Below are 13,962 nucleotides of genomic sequence, written 5' to 3'. Positions count from 1 at the left end.
ACCCGGTCCGGCCGCGCCCCTGCCCCGGCGCGGCCGGGCCGCCCGCCCCCACGACGCACGCCCGTACGAGGGAACTTCCATGGGACACGTACTCGCACGCCGCCTGCTGATGGCGGGCCTGATCGCGGCGATGATCACCGGTTTCACGCTCGCCGCGACCATCCGGGTGGAGCGGCCGCCGCGCACCTCCGACGCCGCGTTCGCCGCGGGCGCCGCCGAGGCCCCCGCGGCGGCGCTGAGCGGATCGCTCGACCGGCTGCAGCACCACCTGCGCGACCAGCCGCGCGACGCGTCCGGCTGGGCGGCGCTCGGGCTGGCCTACGTGGAGCGGGCGCGGCTCACCGCCGACCCGTCCTACTACCCGAAGGCTGCGGACGCCCTGAAGACGTCGATGGGACTGCGCCCGCGGGACAACGACACCGCCCACACGGGCCTCGCCGCGCTGGCCGCGGCGCGGCACGACTTCACCACGGCGCTGGCGGAGGCCGACCGCGCCCTCGCCATCAACGCCTACGGGGCGCGCGCGCTGGCCGTCCGGGTGGACGCGCTGGTGGAGCTGGGCCGCTACGAGGACGCGCGGAAGGCCGCCGAGCACGCCGACGCGACCGCGCCCGGCATCCCCGTGTTCACGCGGCTCGCCTACGTCCGGGAGCTCCAGGGCCGGACGGGCGAGGCGCGGCGCATCCTGGAGCTCGCGGCGTCCTCGGCCACCGGCAAGGGCGACGTCGCCTACGTCCGGACGCAGCTCGGCGAGCTGGCCTGGAACCGCGGTGACACCGCCGCCGCGGGCCGCGAGTTCGCGGCGGCGCTGCAGGCCGACCCCGCCGACCTCGGCGCGCTGGACGGGCGCGCGCGGGTGCGCGCGGCGACCGGCGACCTGGCCGGCGCGACGCGCGACCAGCAGGCCCTGGTCGGCCGGTCGCCGCTGCCCGGGCGGCTGACGTGGCTCGGCGAGCTGCACGAGGCCGCGGGGCGCCGCGACGAGGCGGCCAAGCAGTACGCGGTCGCCTCGGCGTGGGGCGCCCTCGCCAAGGCCAACGGGGTCACGCCCGACCTGGAGACAGCGCTGTTCGAGACCGACCACGGCGACCACGCGGCGGCCCTGCGCGCCGCGCGCGCCGAATGGGCGCGCCGCCACAGCGTCCACGTCGCCGACGCCCTCGCGTGGGCCCTGCACGCCGACGGCCGCGACGAGGAGGCGCTCCGGTACGCCAAGGAGGCCGCGGCGACCGGGTACCGCAACGCCGCGTTCCGCTACCACCGCGGCATGATCGAGCGTTCCCTCGGGCGGCGCGCCGACGCGCGGCGCGACCTGGCCGAGGCGCTGCGCCTCAACCCGCACTTCTCCCCGCTCCATGCCCCCCGCGCCCGCGCGGCGCTGGCGGACCTCGGGGGCGACGAGTGATCGCGCTGGTGCTGGCCGCCGGGGCCGCCGCGTCCATGGCGCACCCGCTCGGCAACTTCTCGGTCAACCGCTACGACGGCCTCGTCGTGGCGCCGCACGAGCTGCGGATCGACCACGTCCAGGACCTCGCGGAGATCCCGGCGGCGCAGGTGCTCCAGGACGGCGCCGACCTGCGCGGATGGGCCGGGCGCGAATGCGCGCGCTCGGCCGCCGCGTTCCGGATCACCGCGGACGGGCGGCCCGTCGCGGCGGCGGTCCGCTCGTCCTCGGCGGTCGCGCTGCCCGGGCAGGCGGGGCTGCGGACGCTGCGGCTGGAGTGCGCGATCACCGCGCCCTTCGACGGCGCCCGGCTCGGCTTCCGCGACACCGGCGCCGGGGACCGGGCGGGGTGGCACGAGGTGACCGCGGCGGGCGACCGGATGACGCTGACCTCGTCGGACGCCCCGCGCGAGTCCCGGACGGCGCGGCTCACCCGCTATCCGCAGGACACCCTCGGGTCCCCGCTCGACCAGCGCACGGCGAACGCGGAGGTGCGGGCGGGCGGCCCGCCGCTGGCCGCGCCCGCGCCCGGCGCCGCCGCGGACCGGGTGCTGCCGCGCGGCGCCGACCGGCTCACGCGGGCCTTCACCGGGCTCGTGGCCCGCCACGACCTGGACCTCGGGTTCGCCCTGTTCGCACTGCTCATCGCGATGGTGCTCGGCGCGGCGCACGCGCTGGCCCCCGGCCACGGGAAGACGATCATGGCGGCGCAGGCCGCCGGGCAGGGCCGCCGGTCGCGCCGCGAGGTGCTCACCCTCGGCCTGACCGTCACCGTCACGCACACCGCCGGTGTGCTGGCACTGGGGCTGCTCATCGCGTCCGGATCCTCCGTCGCCGCGCCGCGGGTCTTCCCCTGGCTCGGCGCGGCGGCGGGGCTCCTCGTCTCCCTGGCCGGCGTCACCCTCCTGAGACGCGCCCTGACCCGGGCTCGCGGAGGCGGCCACGGCCATGGGCACGAGCACGGACATGGGCACGGACATGGGCACGGGCACGGGCATGGGGACGGGCACGGGCACGGGCATGGGAATCGGGGTGAGAGACGGGGGATGGTCCTGGTGGGGTTCGCCGGGGGGCTGATGCCCAGCCCGTCCGCCATCGTCGTGCTGCTCGGCGCCCACGCGCTCGGGCACGCCTGGTTCGGCGTCCTGCTCGTGCTCGCCTACGGCGCGGGGCTGGCGGTCATGCTCGTGTCGGTCGGGGTGCTCGTCACCGGGTCCGGCCGGCTGCTGGCGCGGCGGCTGCCGTCGCTGCGGACGATGGTGGCGCCGCGCCTGCTGCCGGTCGGGACGGCGTCGCTGGTGGTGGCGCTCGGGGTGGGCCTCGCCGCGCGGAGCCTGGCGCCGCTGCTCGTGTGACGCCCGGCCCCGCACGGTCAGCCGTTCCTGCCCCACGCGTAGGCACCGGCGGTCATCAGCAGGAGGCTCGCCCAGCTGAACACGGCGCGGACGGTGTTCCAGGCCGTCCAGCGCCCGGAGTAGTCCGACCAGACCCTCGCGGCGTCGGCGGCGCCGGACGGGATCGTGACCGCGTCGAGGTCGGTGTTCATCGGGATGTTCACCGCGAAGCTCGGCAGCAGCGCGCCCGCGAAGTACACGGCCGCCGCCGCGAAGAACAGCAGCGCCGCGGACTTCTGGCCGAGCGTCAGCAGCAGGATCCCCGCGGCGACCGCCACGACGGGCAGGAGGATGAACGCCCCGACGAACACGGGGTTCTGGATCTTCTGATTGATGGCCTGCATCGCGTTGATCGCCGAGGCCGGCCTGGCGGCGTTCAGGCCCGGCATCACGCCGGTGGAGAAGCCGAAGAACGTGCCCGCCATCCCGGCGGCCATCAGGATCGACAGGGCCGCCGAGGCGACCGTGAGGGAGAACTTCATGAGTGGTCCGATTCCTTCCAGATGCCGCTGGCGGCGGTCTCGCGCGCGTAGTCGGCGAAGTCCCGGGGCTCTCGCCCGAGGGCCCGCCGCACGCCGTCGGTGGTGGGTGTGTTGCGGCCGTCCAGGACCGTGGTGAACAGGTAGACCAGGAACCCGGCGATCTCGGCGGGCAGCCCGTGGCGGACGAGGGCGGCGCCGTAGTCCTCCGCCGCGACCGGGACGTAGGCGATCTCGCGCCCCGCCGCGCGGCCGATCTCGGCGACCGCCTCGGCGAAGGTGAGCGCCCGCGGCCCGGTGACCTCGTAGACCTCGCCGACGTGCCCGTCCCCGGTGAGCGCCGCGACGGCCACGTCGGCGACGTCGTCGAGGTGGACGAAGGGCTCGGGCACGTTCCCGGCGGGCAGGGCGACCTCGCCCGCCCGGACGGGCTCCAGCAGGTGGTCCTCGCTGAAGTTCTGCGCGAACCAGCTGGAGCGGACGATCGTCCATTCCAGGCCCGAGCCCTCGACGATCCGCTCGCAGGCCCGCGCCTCGTCCTCGCCCCGCCCCGAGAGCAGGACGACCCGCCGGACCCCGGCGCCCGCCGCCGCGGCGGTGAACGCGCGGATCGCGTCCGCGGCGCCGGGGACCGCGAGGTCGGGGTAGTAGCTGAGGTAGACGCGCTCGACGTCCCGCAGGACCGGCGCCCAGGTCGTCCCGTCCTCCCAGTCGAAGGCCGGGTCCGCCGACCGGGAGCCCATCCGGACGGGGACGTCCAGGGCCTCCAGCCGCTCGACGATCCGGCGGCCGGTCTTGCCGGTCCCGCCGAGGACGAGGGTCAGGCCGCCCTCCGGGGCGCTGTTCTCGCTGATGTCCGTCATGCCTTCGAGTCAACAGGCGGACGGCTCCAGCGACCATCGTTGAGAAGCTCGGCCGCATACGCGAGCGTCCACGCCGGGCCGCCGTCTACGCTGGGCGGATGGACGCCCTGACCGATCTGCTCGACGGCCCGCGCGCGCGGGGGGCGTTCATGCTGCGCTCCTCGCTCAACCCGCCGTGGTCCATGCGGATCCAGGACGAGGCGCCGCTGACGCTGGTCGCGATGGTCCGCGATGAGGCGTGGGTGATCCCCGACAGCGGCCCGCCCGAGCGCGTCCGGCCCGGCGACGTGATGATCATCCGCGGGCCGGAGCCGTACACGGTCGCCAGTGGGCCCCGGATCGAGCCGCAGATCGTGATCGTCCCCGGCCAGCGCTGCACGACACCGGACGGCACGAGCCTGTCGGAGGCGATGGACCTCGGGGTGCGGGCCTGGGGCAACGACCCGGACGGCTCCGCGGTCATGCTGACCGGCACCTACCAGATGCGCGGCGCGGTCACGCAGCGGCTCCTCGCGGCGCTGCCCGCGCTGGCGGTCGTCCGCGGCGGCACCTGGAGGTCGCCGCTGGTCGGGCTGCTCGGCGAGGAGATCGGCAAGGACGAGCCGGGCCAGGAGGTCGTCCTCGACCGGCTGCTCGACCTGCTGCTCATCGCGGCGCTGCGCGCGTGGTTCTCCCGTCCGCAGGCGGAGAAGCCCGGCTGGTACCGGGCGCACGGCGACGCGGTGGTGGGCCCCGCGCTGCGGCTGCTGCACGACGACCTGGCGCACCCGTGGACGGTCTCCGGCCTCGCCGCGAGGGTCGGCGTCTCCCGGGCCGCGCTCGCGCAGCGGTTCGGGAAGCTGATCGGGGAGCCGCCGATGGCGTACCTGACGGGCGTCCGCCTCGCCCAGGCCGCCGACCTCCTCCGCGAGAGCGACGCGACGCTGGAGGCGGTGGCGCGGCAGGTCGGCTACGGCAACGCGTTCGCGCTCAGCGCGGCCTTCAAGCGCGAGCGCGGGATCAGCCCCCAGGAGTACCGGGCGGGGGCCGCCACCGCCTAGCGCCTACCCCGGCTTGCGCAGGGTGGGCTCGGCGCGGACGACCGTGTCGGACGCGGCCTCGGGGATGAACGGCACCACGAACGCGTACTCCGCCAGGACCGGCTCGGGGACCTCGCCCGACTCGCCGAACGCGGCGATCTCGCCCCAGCAGGGCGAGCCGAGCGAGCCGCTGTGGTGGCGCACCGACAGCCCGGCGCACAGGTTGGCGAACCGGAGCCGCTCGGCGAGCGGGAGGCCCGCCAGGGTCGCGAACACGAAGCCCGCGCCGAACACGTCGCCCGCGCCGGTGGCGTCCAGGGCCTCCACCGGCAGCGCGCCGGTCTCGGCCCGCTCCCCCGTCGCCGAGTCGATGGCGATGGCGCCGTCGCCGCCGCGCTTGACCACGACCACCGGCACCCGCCCGGCCAGGGCGGCGGCGGCCGACTCCGGCGTGCCGGTGCGGGTGTAGGCCATCGCCTCGGCGGCGTTCGGCAGGAACACGTCAACGTGCGCCAGGCGGTCGAGCACCTCGGCGGACCAGGCGCCCGTCGGGTCCCAGCCGAGGTCGGCGAAGACCAGGGCGCCCCGCTCGCGCATCGCGGCGGCCCACGCGGGCACCGGCCGGTCGACGTCGACGAAGCAGGCCCGCGCGGCGGGGGGCGCGGCGCCGGCCAGCCCGTCCGGCTGCGCGGGGACGGGACGGGCGTAGGTGACCATGCTGCGGTCGGAGTCGTAGGCCAGCGACACCGTGACGGGCGTCGACCAGCCCGGCACCCGCCGGGACAGGCCGAGGTCGACGCCCTCCTGCTCGGCGAGGGTCCGCCAGAGGTAGGCGCCGAACAGGTCGTCGCCGAAGGGGGCCGCGAGGCCGACGCGCAGGCCGAGCCGGCTCATCGCGACGGCGATGTTGGCGATGCCGCCCGGCGCCGACCCGAGCCCGTCGGTGACGATCTCGGTGCCGGGCGGCGGCAGCCCGGGCAGCCCGGTGAAGATCATGTCCATGAACACCTGGCCGGACAGGAAGACGTCCAGCGCGGGGCCTGGCGTGCCCGCCGCGTCGCGCAGGCGCTCGCCCGCCGGCTCCCGCTCGGCGCACGGATCGGTGAGGGACGGCTCGGGCGGCCGGCCCGGAACGGTCTTCGTCACGGTGCCCCCACGGCGTGGCTTGGAACGTTCTGACGGACGATAACCGCTGCCTCCGACAGAATCACAGCCGGTGCCGTGTCCCGTGACCGGATCGCTACCTCGGCACGGACAGGCGGATGTCGTCCACCTGCGCCTTCCCCTCGTAGAAGTTCACGTGCGGGTCCCCGATCATGAAGGTGTCGGGGTAGGCGGACCCGGCCGGCCAGGTGCCGCGGTCGACGAGGGTGCCGCCGGGGCCCTTCCACGTCCAGTCGGCGTCGAACCGCCCGTCGTACTCCCCGGGCGTCCGGTTGTAGTGCCAGATGGGCTCGCCGTCCTGGACGAAGGACCGCGTGTACCGGAACGTCGCCTCGCCCACATGCGCGAAGTCGCCCGACATCTCCATCGTGTAGGCGCCGTCACGCCGTTCGACGGCGAACCGGTAGGGCTTCCCGGGCAGCAGCTCGGGCCTCAGGTCGACGGCCGAGACTATTGCGCCGCCCTTGGCGAACCCGCACTCGCTCTGCATCAGGTACTCGGTGCCGGGCATCGCCGGGTAGCGCCGGTCGTCGGTCATGAAGAGGGCGTTCACCCCGTTTCCGGTCCCGGCGTCGTACGGCTCGTACCGCCCGGTCGCCGGGTCGCAGTACCTCAGGCCGGTGCCGGTGTACCTGTACCGGTTGTAGGCGTCCATGGCGACCTTGCGGTGGGCGTGGACGAACACGTTGTCGTGCGGCGCGACCCGCGCGTAGTCCATGATCGACAGGTAGTAGAAGCCGTTGGCGTCGGTGCGGACGTCCGGCCACCGGCACTCGGGCAGGGAGAAGTCGCCGCCCGCCGCCCACGGGAAGGAGGTCTTGCAGCCGCCGGGCGAATAGCCGTTGACCCGGCCGTCCGGGTAGTCCCAGGATCCGCCGCGCCGTCCGCCGAAGTCGAGGCCGCGAAGGGTCATCTCGATCCGGTACTCGGCCGGAAGCGCCCGCGTCGAGCGGATCACGACGCCGGCCTGGTGGGCGGGCTCGTCCAGGTGGGCGACGCCCCCGCGGGAGGTGAGCGCGGGAGGCGCATCGGGCCTGCCGTCGCCGTCGGCGTCGCGTGCGGCCAGCTCGGCGGTGAGCCAACCGCCCCGTCCGAACGCGAACGACCGGCGATAGATCCTCATCTTTGAAAGCTGAGCGCGGAAGGCCGGTCCCCCGACCGTGTCGAAGTACGCGCCATCGTTGTCGTACATGTCGACGTTGTAGGGACTTGACGGCCCGTCGTCGTCCGGCGCCCACGGCGCCTTCCCGTCGTCCACGGGCCCGTCGAACGACTCGGATTCCAGCAGCCGCCATGTCGCGGCCGCGGACGGCGCCGGGTCCGCGTGGCCGGTTCCCGCGGCCGTCACCGCCATGACCAGGGGGAGCACCGCCGCCAGCGTGCCCCGTACGACTCCGCCCATCCCGCGCCTCCTCGTGAGCGCCCGGCGCGTCTCGCCGTCGCCGGACATCGGACGATCTCCGGCGACGGTAGGCCGGACTATCCGCGTTGACCAGGGCAAAATCCCCTAAAGTGGTATTGACCAGTTGGCTCAATCGGACATACGTTATGCGCGAGCAGGAACTGGTTATCGGGGGGTGAAATACGTGCAATCTGCGGGTGAGGGGCGGGCCGCGAGCACGAAACGGCAGGCGGTGCGCCGCCGCCTGCTGGCGATGCTGGAGGGCCTCGACGTCGGCGACGCGCTGCCGCCCGAGCGCCGGCTGGCCGAGGACCTCGGCGTGTCCCGCCCGACGTTGCGGCAGGCCATCGACGACCTCGTCGCCGAGGGGCTGCTCGACCGGCGGCACGGGAGCGGCACGTACGTGGCCGAGCCGAGGATCGCCGTCTCGCTGACCATGACCTCCTTCACCGAGGACATGATCAGGCGGGGGATGAAGCCGGGGGGCAGGGTGTTGTCGTTCCGCACGGAGGCCGCGGGGGCGCGGATCGGCAGGCGGCTCGCCCTGTCTCCCCTGGAAGAGGTATTGACCATTCGGCGCCTGCGGCTCGCGGACGGGACCGCCATGGCCATCGAGACCCTCTGCCTGCCGCGGGCGCTCATGCCCGCCCTGCGAAGGCAGGACCTGGAAGGCCGGTCGTTCTACGATCTGCTGCGCGCCGGCGGCATCGTGATCGCCTCGGGCACCGAGACGATCGAGCCCACCGTCACCACCGCCGAGGAGGCCGCCGAGCTGGACGTCCCGGTGCACACCCCGGCGTTCCTGTTCGAGCGCGTGACCCGCGACGAGGACGGCAGGCCGCTGGAGTACGTCAGATCCGTCTACCGCGGCGACCGCTACCGGCTGGAACTCGACCTCAGACCGCCCACGCACTGACCGGCGGCCGCCGGGGGCGCCCGCCCCGGGGCCACGGCCGCCATCGCGCTGACGGGGGCGACAGCGCTCCACCAACCCCCGAGAAGTGAGGCGACCTCACCATGGACGTCATCAGGGACATCCTCACCTTCCTGGCCGACAACGTGTTCGGCCAGGTGCCCATCCTCATCGGCCTCATCACCCTGCTCGGGCTGCTGCTCCAGCGCAAGCGGTTCGAGGACGTGCTCGCCGGCGCGCTGCGGGCGACGATCGGCGTGGTCATCCTGTTCATCGGCGTCGACGTGTTCACCGGAGGGCTGACCAGCTTCCAGACGGTGCTGGCCAGCGCCATGGGCACGACGCCGCCGAAGGCCGACCACTCGCTGACGCGGTTCCTGACCGAGCAGGGCGGGACGATCGCGCTGGTCATCACCGTGGGGTTCCTCGCGCACGTGCTGATCGTGCGGATCTTCCCGGCGGCCCGGTACCTCTACCTGACCGGGCACCTGATGTTCTGGGTCAGCACGGTCACGGTCGCGTCGCTGGTGACGATCGCGCCGGGCCAGGACCAGCTCACGCTGGTGCTCTGCGGCGCCGGGTTCGTCGCCGCCTACTGGACCGTCCAGCCGCTGTGGATGCGCCCGCTGATGCGCCGTGTCATGCCGGGCGACCGGTTCGGGTTCGCGCACACCAGCTCGCTCGCGTGCCTGGTCACCGGGTACGCCGCCCGGCCGCTCGGCAGCCGTGGCAGGCACGACACCGAGCGGCTCAGGCTGCCGCGCCAGCTGTCGTTCTTCAAGGACGTCAACGTCAGCACCGCGCTGATCATCTCGGTGATCATGCTGGTGGCGGTCGCGTTCGCCGACGACGGCGTGGTGGGGAGGGCCTCCGCCGAGATGGACCCCAAGCTGTCCTCGTGGGTGTGGGCGCTGCTGGTCGGCCTGCGCTTCGCGGGCGGCATCGCGATCCTGCTGTTCGGCGTGCGGATGTTCCTGGGCGAGATCGTCCCGGCGTTCAAGGGCTTCAGCGACAGGGTGATCCCCGGCACCCGTCCCGCGCTGGACGCGCCGACCGTCTTCCCGGTCGCGCCGACCGCGGTCATGGTCGGGTTCGTGGCCTCCACCGGCGTGTTCCTGGTCTGCCTGGCGGTGTTCGCGGGCGCCGGCTGGTTCACCCTCGCCCCGCCCATGATCATGCTGTTCTTCGTCGGCGGCGCCGCCGGGCTGTTCGGCAACGTCGTGGCGGGCTGGCGCGGGGCGGTGCTCGGCGGCGTGATCTCCGGCCTGGTCCTCGCGATCGGCCAGGCCGTCACCTGGGGGCTGTACGAGAGGACGGCGCCGGAGCTCGCCACCCTCGCCGACCCCGACTGGTACGCGATCGGGTGGCTGCTGAAGGCCGCCGACCCCGTCGTCGGCGACGGGACGATCTGGCTGGTGCCGCTCGTGGCGCTGGCCGCCATGGTGGCGACCCTGGTCGTGCTCGGCCGTTCCGGGCGGCGCGGGACCGCGGACGAGCCCGAGGCCGCCGACGCCGGGGACAAGGCCCCCGCCGGGGCCTGAACCGACCGTCAGGGAGAGAACCGACAGAAGGGGACCGACATGGCACTGGACCGGCAACTGGAGATCCTCGCGGTCTGCGGCGTCGGCATGGGCTCCAGCCTGATGCTGAAGATGACCGCCGAGGACGCGCTGCGCTCGCTCGGCGTGGACGCGCGGGTCGAGAACACCGACGTGTCCACGGCGCGCGGGATGGCGCCGGACGTGGTCATCGGCCAGGGGATGCACACCGGCGAGATCGCCGGCCTGGCGCCCGTGGTGATCACCATCAGCGACTTCCTGGACAAGGAGGGCCTGGAGGCCCGGCTGCGGGAGCGCCTGGCCGAGCAGGGCTGGCTCTCGTGACCGTCACCGTGGCGGCCGACGGCGTCGCGGCCGCCGGCTGGCGGGAGGCCGTCCGAGAGGCGGCGTCCGCCCTGGTCGGCGCGGGCGCGGCGGGCGAGGGCTACCCGGACGCGTGCGTCCGGGTCGTGGAAGAGAACGGCCCGTACATCGTCCTGGCCAAGGGGCTGGCGCTCGTGCACGCCCGTCCCGAGGAGGGCGGGCTGGCCGTCCGCGTCGGCGTGACCCGGCTGGCGGCGCCCGTGGAGTTCGGCCATCCCGACAACGACCCGGTGGACCTGCTGCTCTCGTTCTGCACCCCGGACCCCGGCGTGCACGTCGGGACGCTCGCCGCGCTGGCGCGCGCCCTGTCGGCCGGCCTCGCCGACCGGCTCCGCGCCGCCCCGGACCGGGAGGGGCTGGCACGCGCCCTGAAGGAGGCCCTGCCCGATGGCTGACACCGCCGGGACGCCGCTCCCGGGCCGGGTGCGGGACCTGCTGGACGACCTGGACGCCGTCTCCGGCGATGCCATCGGCGACGCCGCCGCGCTGCTGCTGGAGTCGGTGGCGAACGACGGGATCGTGCACGTCGCGGGCGCCGGGCACTCGCTGGCGATGGTGTGCGAGACCTTCTACCGGGCCGGTGGGCTCGCCGCCGTCCGGCCGATCTGGGACGCGGGGGTGCTCCCGCTCGACGACGCCGTGCGCAGCACCCGCGTCGAGAGGGAGCCGGGGGTGGGGCGCCGGGTCGTCGCGGCCGCCGCGCCCGCCCCGCCGGACGTGGCGGTGGTCTTCTCCACCAGCGGCCGCAACCCCTACCCCGTCGAGGTCGCCGAGGCGTGCGCGGCGCGGGGCGTGCCGGTCGTCGCGGTGACCTCGGCGCGGGCGTCGCGCGGTGCCGCGGCGCGGGCGCCGACGAGCCTCGCCGACCACGCCGCGATCGTGCTGGACACGCGCGTGCCGCCCGGCGACGCGCTCCACCCGCCCGAGGGGCCCCGCACCGCGGCGGTGTCCACGATCCTCGCCGCGTACACGTGGGCCCGCGTGCTGGCCGACCTGGACGACCTCGCCGCGGCGCGGGGCGTCGGGCTCCCCCGCTGGACGAGTGCGAACGTCCCGGGAGGGGACGAGGGGAACGCGGCGCTCCTCGCCCGCTACAAGGACCGGATCCCCGAGCTGGCCGGAGGATGAGGGGCCGCGGAACACCGGCGCGGTGCCCGGCGTTTCGCGAGAGGACCGGCCCGCACCATGCGATGATGCGGGCATATCGGACCTATGCGAGGAGTGAGATGACCACCAGGCCGACCGAGGACGACCTTCATGCCGTGTTCACGCGCGCGGACCTCGGCGGTGACGACAAGCTCGACCTGATGGAGTACACGCTCGTCCTGGAGAGCCTCGGGCTGTCCTGGACGCGCGCGGAGACCCAGGACCGGTTCGAGCGGGCGGACACCAACCGGGACGGTTTCATCTCCTACGCCGAGTTCCGCGCCATCCTGGAGTCGCAGGGCTGGATCGCAGGGCCGCCGCCGGACGCGCGGGGCTGACCTGACGCGACGTGGACGGGCCCGCCGGGAAACCGGCGGGCCCGTCCCGTACGCACCGGGCCGCGGACGGTCAGACCGCGGCCGGTCAGACCGCGCGCACGTCAGACCGCGCGCACGTCAGACCGCGCGCACGTCAGACCGCGCGCACGTCAGACCGCGCGGCCGCGCATCCGCCGGTACTCGCGCACGAGCGCCGCCGTGGACGGGTCGGGCGCCCCGGACGGCGGTTCCTCCGAGGTCAGCGCGGGCGCCAGGTCCATCGCCATGACCTTGCCGAGCTCCACGCCCCACTGGTCGAAGGAGTCGATGCCCCAGATCGTCCCCTCGACGAACACGATGTGCTCGTACAGCGCGACGAGCTCCCCGAGGACCTTCGGGGTCAGCTTCGGCGCGAGGATCGTGCTGGTCGGCCGGTTGCCCGGCATGACCTTGTGCGGGACGACCGCCGCGGGCGCGCCCTCGGCGGCGATCTCCTCGGCGGTCTTGCCGAACGCCAGCGCCGAGGTCTGCGCCAGCAGGTTCGCCACCAGCAGGTCGTGCATGCCGGCGGGGTCCTCGAACGGCTCGGCGAACCCGATGAAGTCGGCGGGGACGAGCCGGGTGCCCTGGTGCAGCAGCTGGTAGAAGGCGTGCTGGCCGTTGGTGCCGGGCTCGCCCCAGAAGATCTCGCCCGTCTGCGCGACGACCGGGGCGCCGTCGGCCCGCACCGACTTGCCGTTGGACTCCATCGTGAGCTGCTGGAGGTAGGCGGGGAACCGCGACAGGCGCTGGCTGTAGGGAAGCACCGCGCGGGTCTGCGCGCCGAAGAAGTCGGTGTACCAGACGCCGAGCAGGCCCATTAGGACCGGCATGTTCGCCTCGAAGGGCGCGGTGCGCAGGTGCTCGTCGATCTCGCGGAACCCGGCGAGCATCTCGCGGAACGCCTCGCCGCCGATCGCGATCATGAGGGACAGGCCGATCGCGCCGTCGAAGGAGTACCGGCCGCCGACCCAGTCCCAGAACCCGAACATGTTGGCCGTGTCGATGCCGAACCCGGCGACCCGCTCGGCGTTCGTCGACACCGCGACGAAATGCCGGGACACCGCCTTGTCGTCGCCGAGCCGGTCCACCAGCCACTGCCGCGCGACCTTCGCGTTGGTGAGGGTCTCCAGCGTGCCGAACGTCTTGGAGCTGATGACGAACAGCGTCCGCTCGGGGTCGAGGCCGGCGAGCGTCCCGACGATGTCGGCAGGGTCGATGTTGGACACGAACCGGCAGGAGATGCCCGCGTCGGCATAGTCGAGCAGCGCCTCGTAGGCCATGGCGGGGCCGAGGTCGGAGCCGCCGATGCCGATGTTGACGACGGTGGTGATCGACTTGCCGGTGAACCCCGTCCACTCCCCCGCGCGGACCCGCCCGGAGAACTCGGCCATCCTGTCCAGGACGGCGTGGACGTCGGCGGCGACGTCCTGCCCGTCCACCGTCAGCGGCTCGCCCGGCGGCAGCCGCAGCGCGGTGTGCAGGACCGCGCGGTCCTCGCTGACGTTGATGTGCACGCCGGTGAACATCGCCGCGATCCGCTCGCGCAGCCCCGCCCGCTCCGCGAGCGACACCAGCAGCCCGAGCGTCTCGGCGGTGACGCGGTGCTTGGAGTAGTCCAGCCGGAGGTCGCCCGCGGTGACCGTCATGCGCTCGGCGCGTCCGGGGTCGTCGGCGAACAGCTCGCGCAGGTGCCTCCCCGCCAGGGCCGCCTGGTGGTCGGCGAGCGCGGACCACTCGGGCGCCTCGGTGATATCAGCCATTGCCTCTCTCGTCCTCCTCGGCGGGGGCCGTGCGGGCACCGCGCTGTGCCCCGGTCACTCCGCCGCCCCCACGGCGATCATAGGTCGACCGCGCGCG

14 protein-coding genes are annotated in these 13,962 nt (G+C 74.4%); 9 read left to right on the top strand and 5 right to left on the bottom strand.

Annotation, left to right across the window (positions count from 1 at the left end; translation table 11 throughout):
* The first annotated feature begins 79 nt into the window (after positions 1-79).
* Together AGRA3207_RS00385 and AGRA3207_RS00380 are read left to right on the top strand one after the other, a co-directional pair.
* Positions 80-1,405 (top strand): tetratricopeptide repeat protein, encoded by a 1,326-nt coding sequence (locus AGRA3207_RS00385; RefSeq protein ID WP_231332535.1) that lies wholly within the window; start codon positions 80-82, stop codon positions 1,403-1,405.
* A complete protein-coding gene (locus AGRA3207_RS00380) occupies positions 1,402-2,799 on the top strand; it encodes a nickel/cobalt transporter (RefSeq protein ID WP_231332534.1) in 1,398 nt (465 codons plus the stop codon). The genes AGRA3207_RS00385 and AGRA3207_RS00380 overlap by 4 nt, the downstream gene beginning before the upstream one ends.
* Positions 2,800-2,816: 17 nt before the next feature.
* Here AGRA3207_RS00380 and AGRA3207_RS00375 read toward each other — a convergent pair whose 3' ends face one another.
* Positions 2,817-3,320 (bottom strand): anthrone oxygenase family protein, encoded by a 504-nt coding sequence (locus tag AGRA3207_RS00375; protein WP_231332533.1) that lies wholly within the window; start codon positions 3,318-3,320, stop codon positions 2,817-2,819.
* Positions 3,317-4,180, bottom strand: a complete 864-nt coding sequence (locus AGRA3207_RS00370; RefSeq protein WP_231332532.1) for an NAD(P)H-binding protein — start codon at positions 4,178-4,180, stop codon at positions 3,317-3,319. The genes AGRA3207_RS00375 and AGRA3207_RS00370 overlap by 4 nt, the downstream gene beginning before the upstream one ends.
* A gap of 98 nt (positions 4,181-4,278) precedes the next feature.
* On the opposite strand from AGRA3207_RS00370, the gene AGRA3207_RS00365 reads away from it, so the two are divergent.
* Positions 4,279-5,220, top strand: a complete 942-nt coding sequence (locus tag AGRA3207_RS00365; RefSeq protein WP_231332531.1) for an AraC family transcriptional regulator — start codon at positions 4,279-4,281, stop codon at positions 5,218-5,220.
* A gap of 3 nt (positions 5,221-5,223) precedes the next feature.
* On the opposite strand, the gene AGRA3207_RS00360 is transcribed toward AGRA3207_RS00365, so the two are convergent.
* Both AGRA3207_RS00360 and AGRA3207_RS00355 read right to left on the bottom strand, forming a co-directional pair.
* A complete protein-coding gene (locus AGRA3207_RS00360; protein ID WP_231332530.1) occupies positions 5,224-6,345 on the bottom strand; it encodes a carbohydrate kinase family protein in 1,122 nt (373 codons plus the stop codon).
* 94 nt (positions 6,346-6,439) lie between these two features.
* Positions 6,440-7,765 carry a hypothetical protein gene (locus AGRA3207_RS00355; protein WP_231332529.1) on the bottom strand — a complete coding sequence of 442 codons (1,326 nt, stop codon included), beginning with the start codon at positions 7,763-7,765 and terminating at the stop codon, positions 6,440-6,442.
* A gap of 184 nt (positions 7,766-7,949) precedes the next feature.
* Between AGRA3207_RS00355 and AGRA3207_RS39675 the strand changes: the two genes are divergently transcribed.
* The 6 genes from AGRA3207_RS39675 (at position 7,950) to AGRA3207_RS00320 (ending at position 12,084) form a co-directional block, all read left to right on the top strand.
* Positions 7,950-8,681 carry a GntR family transcriptional regulator gene (locus AGRA3207_RS39675; RefSeq protein ID WP_273699983.1) on the top strand — a complete coding sequence of 244 codons (732 nt, stop codon included), beginning with the start codon at positions 7,950-7,952 and terminating at the stop codon, positions 8,679-8,681.
* A 101-nt stretch (positions 8,682-8,782) separates the two neighbouring features.
* Entirely contained in the window at positions 8,783-10,219 is a 1,437-nt protein-coding gene (locus AGRA3207_RS00340) for a PTS ascorbate transporter subunit IIC (RefSeq protein WP_231332528.1), read from the top strand.
* A 39-nt stretch (positions 10,220-10,258) separates the two neighbouring features.
* Positions 10,259-10,561: a PTS sugar transporter subunit IIB gene (locus AGRA3207_RS00335; protein ID WP_231332527.1), complete on the top strand. Its 303-nt coding sequence runs from the start codon at positions 10,259-10,261 to the stop codon at positions 10,559-10,561.
* Positions 10,558-10,995 (top strand): PTS sugar transporter subunit IIA, encoded by a 438-nt coding sequence (locus AGRA3207_RS00330; protein WP_231332526.1) that lies wholly within the window; start codon positions 10,558-10,560, stop codon positions 10,993-10,995. The genes AGRA3207_RS00335 and AGRA3207_RS00330 overlap by 4 nt, the downstream gene beginning before the upstream one ends.
* On the top strand, positions 10,988-11,728 hold the full coding sequence (locus tag AGRA3207_RS00325) for a sugar isomerase domain-containing protein (RefSeq protein ID WP_231332525.1): 741 nt from the start codon (positions 10,988-10,990) through the stop codon (positions 11,726-11,728). Before AGRA3207_RS00330 ends, AGRA3207_RS00325 begins: the two co-directional genes overlap by 8 nt.
* A 98-nt stretch (positions 11,729-11,826) precedes the next feature.
* A complete protein-coding gene (locus AGRA3207_RS00320) occupies positions 11,827-12,084 on the top strand; it encodes an EF-hand domain-containing protein (protein ID WP_231332524.1) in 258 nt (85 codons plus the stop codon).
* 149 nt (positions 12,085-12,233) lie between these two features.
* Here AGRA3207_RS00320 and pgi read toward each other — a convergent pair whose 3' ends face one another.
* Entirely contained in the window at positions 12,234-13,865 is a 1,632-nt protein-coding gene (pgi, locus tag AGRA3207_RS00315; protein ID WP_231332523.1) for a glucose-6-phosphate isomerase, read from the bottom strand.
* Between the last annotated feature and the right edge of the window lie 97 nt (positions 13,866-13,962).

Origin of the sequence: Actinomadura graeca (genome assembly GCF_019175365.1) — a bacterium.
Lineage (GTDB): Bacteria > Actinomycetota > Actinomycetes > Streptosporangiales > Streptosporangiaceae > Spirillospora > Spirillospora graeca.
This window is presented reverse-complemented; position numbering and strand designations above follow the sequence as displayed.

Excerpts from the sequence above, each read along its gene's own strand:
- AGRA3207_RS00385 (WP_231332535.1), top strand. The coding sequence starts at position 80 with ATGGGACACGTACTCGCACGCCGCCTGCTGATGGCGGGCCTGATCGCG.
- AGRA3207_RS00375 (WP_231332533.1), bottom strand. The coding sequence starts at position 3,320 with ATGAAGTTCTCCCTCACGGTCGCCTCGGCGGCCCTGTCGATCCTGATG.
- AGRA3207_RS00370 (WP_231332532.1), bottom strand. The coding sequence starts at position 4,180 with ATGACGGACATCAGCGAGAACAGCGCCCCGGAGGGCGGCCTGACCCTC.
- AGRA3207_RS00365 (WP_231332531.1), top strand. The coding sequence starts at position 4,279 with ATGGACGCCCTGACCGATCTGCTCGACGGCCCGCGCGCGCGGGGGGCG.
- AGRA3207_RS00355 (WP_231332529.1), bottom strand. The coding sequence starts at position 7,765 with ATGGGCGGAGTCGTACGGGGCACGCTGGCGGCGGTGCTCCCCCTGGTC.
- AGRA3207_RS00340 (WP_231332528.1), top strand. The coding sequence starts at position 8,783 with ATGGACGTCATCAGGGACATCCTCACCTTCCTGGCCGACAACGTGTTC.
- AGRA3207_RS00335 (WP_231332527.1), top strand. The coding sequence starts at position 10,259 with ATGGCACTGGACCGGCAACTGGAGATCCTCGCGGTCTGCGGCGTCGGC.
- AGRA3207_RS00325 (WP_231332525.1), top strand. The coding sequence starts at position 10,988 with ATGGCTGACACCGCCGGGACGCCGCTCCCGGGCCGGGTGCGGGACCTG.
- AGRA3207_RS00320 (WP_231332524.1), top strand. The coding sequence starts at position 11,827 with ATGACCACCAGGCCGACCGAGGACGACCTTCATGCCGTGTTCACGCGC.
- pgi (WP_231332523.1), bottom strand. The coding sequence starts at position 13,865 with ATGGCTGATATCACCGAGGCGCCCGAGTGGTCCGCGCTCGCCGACCAC.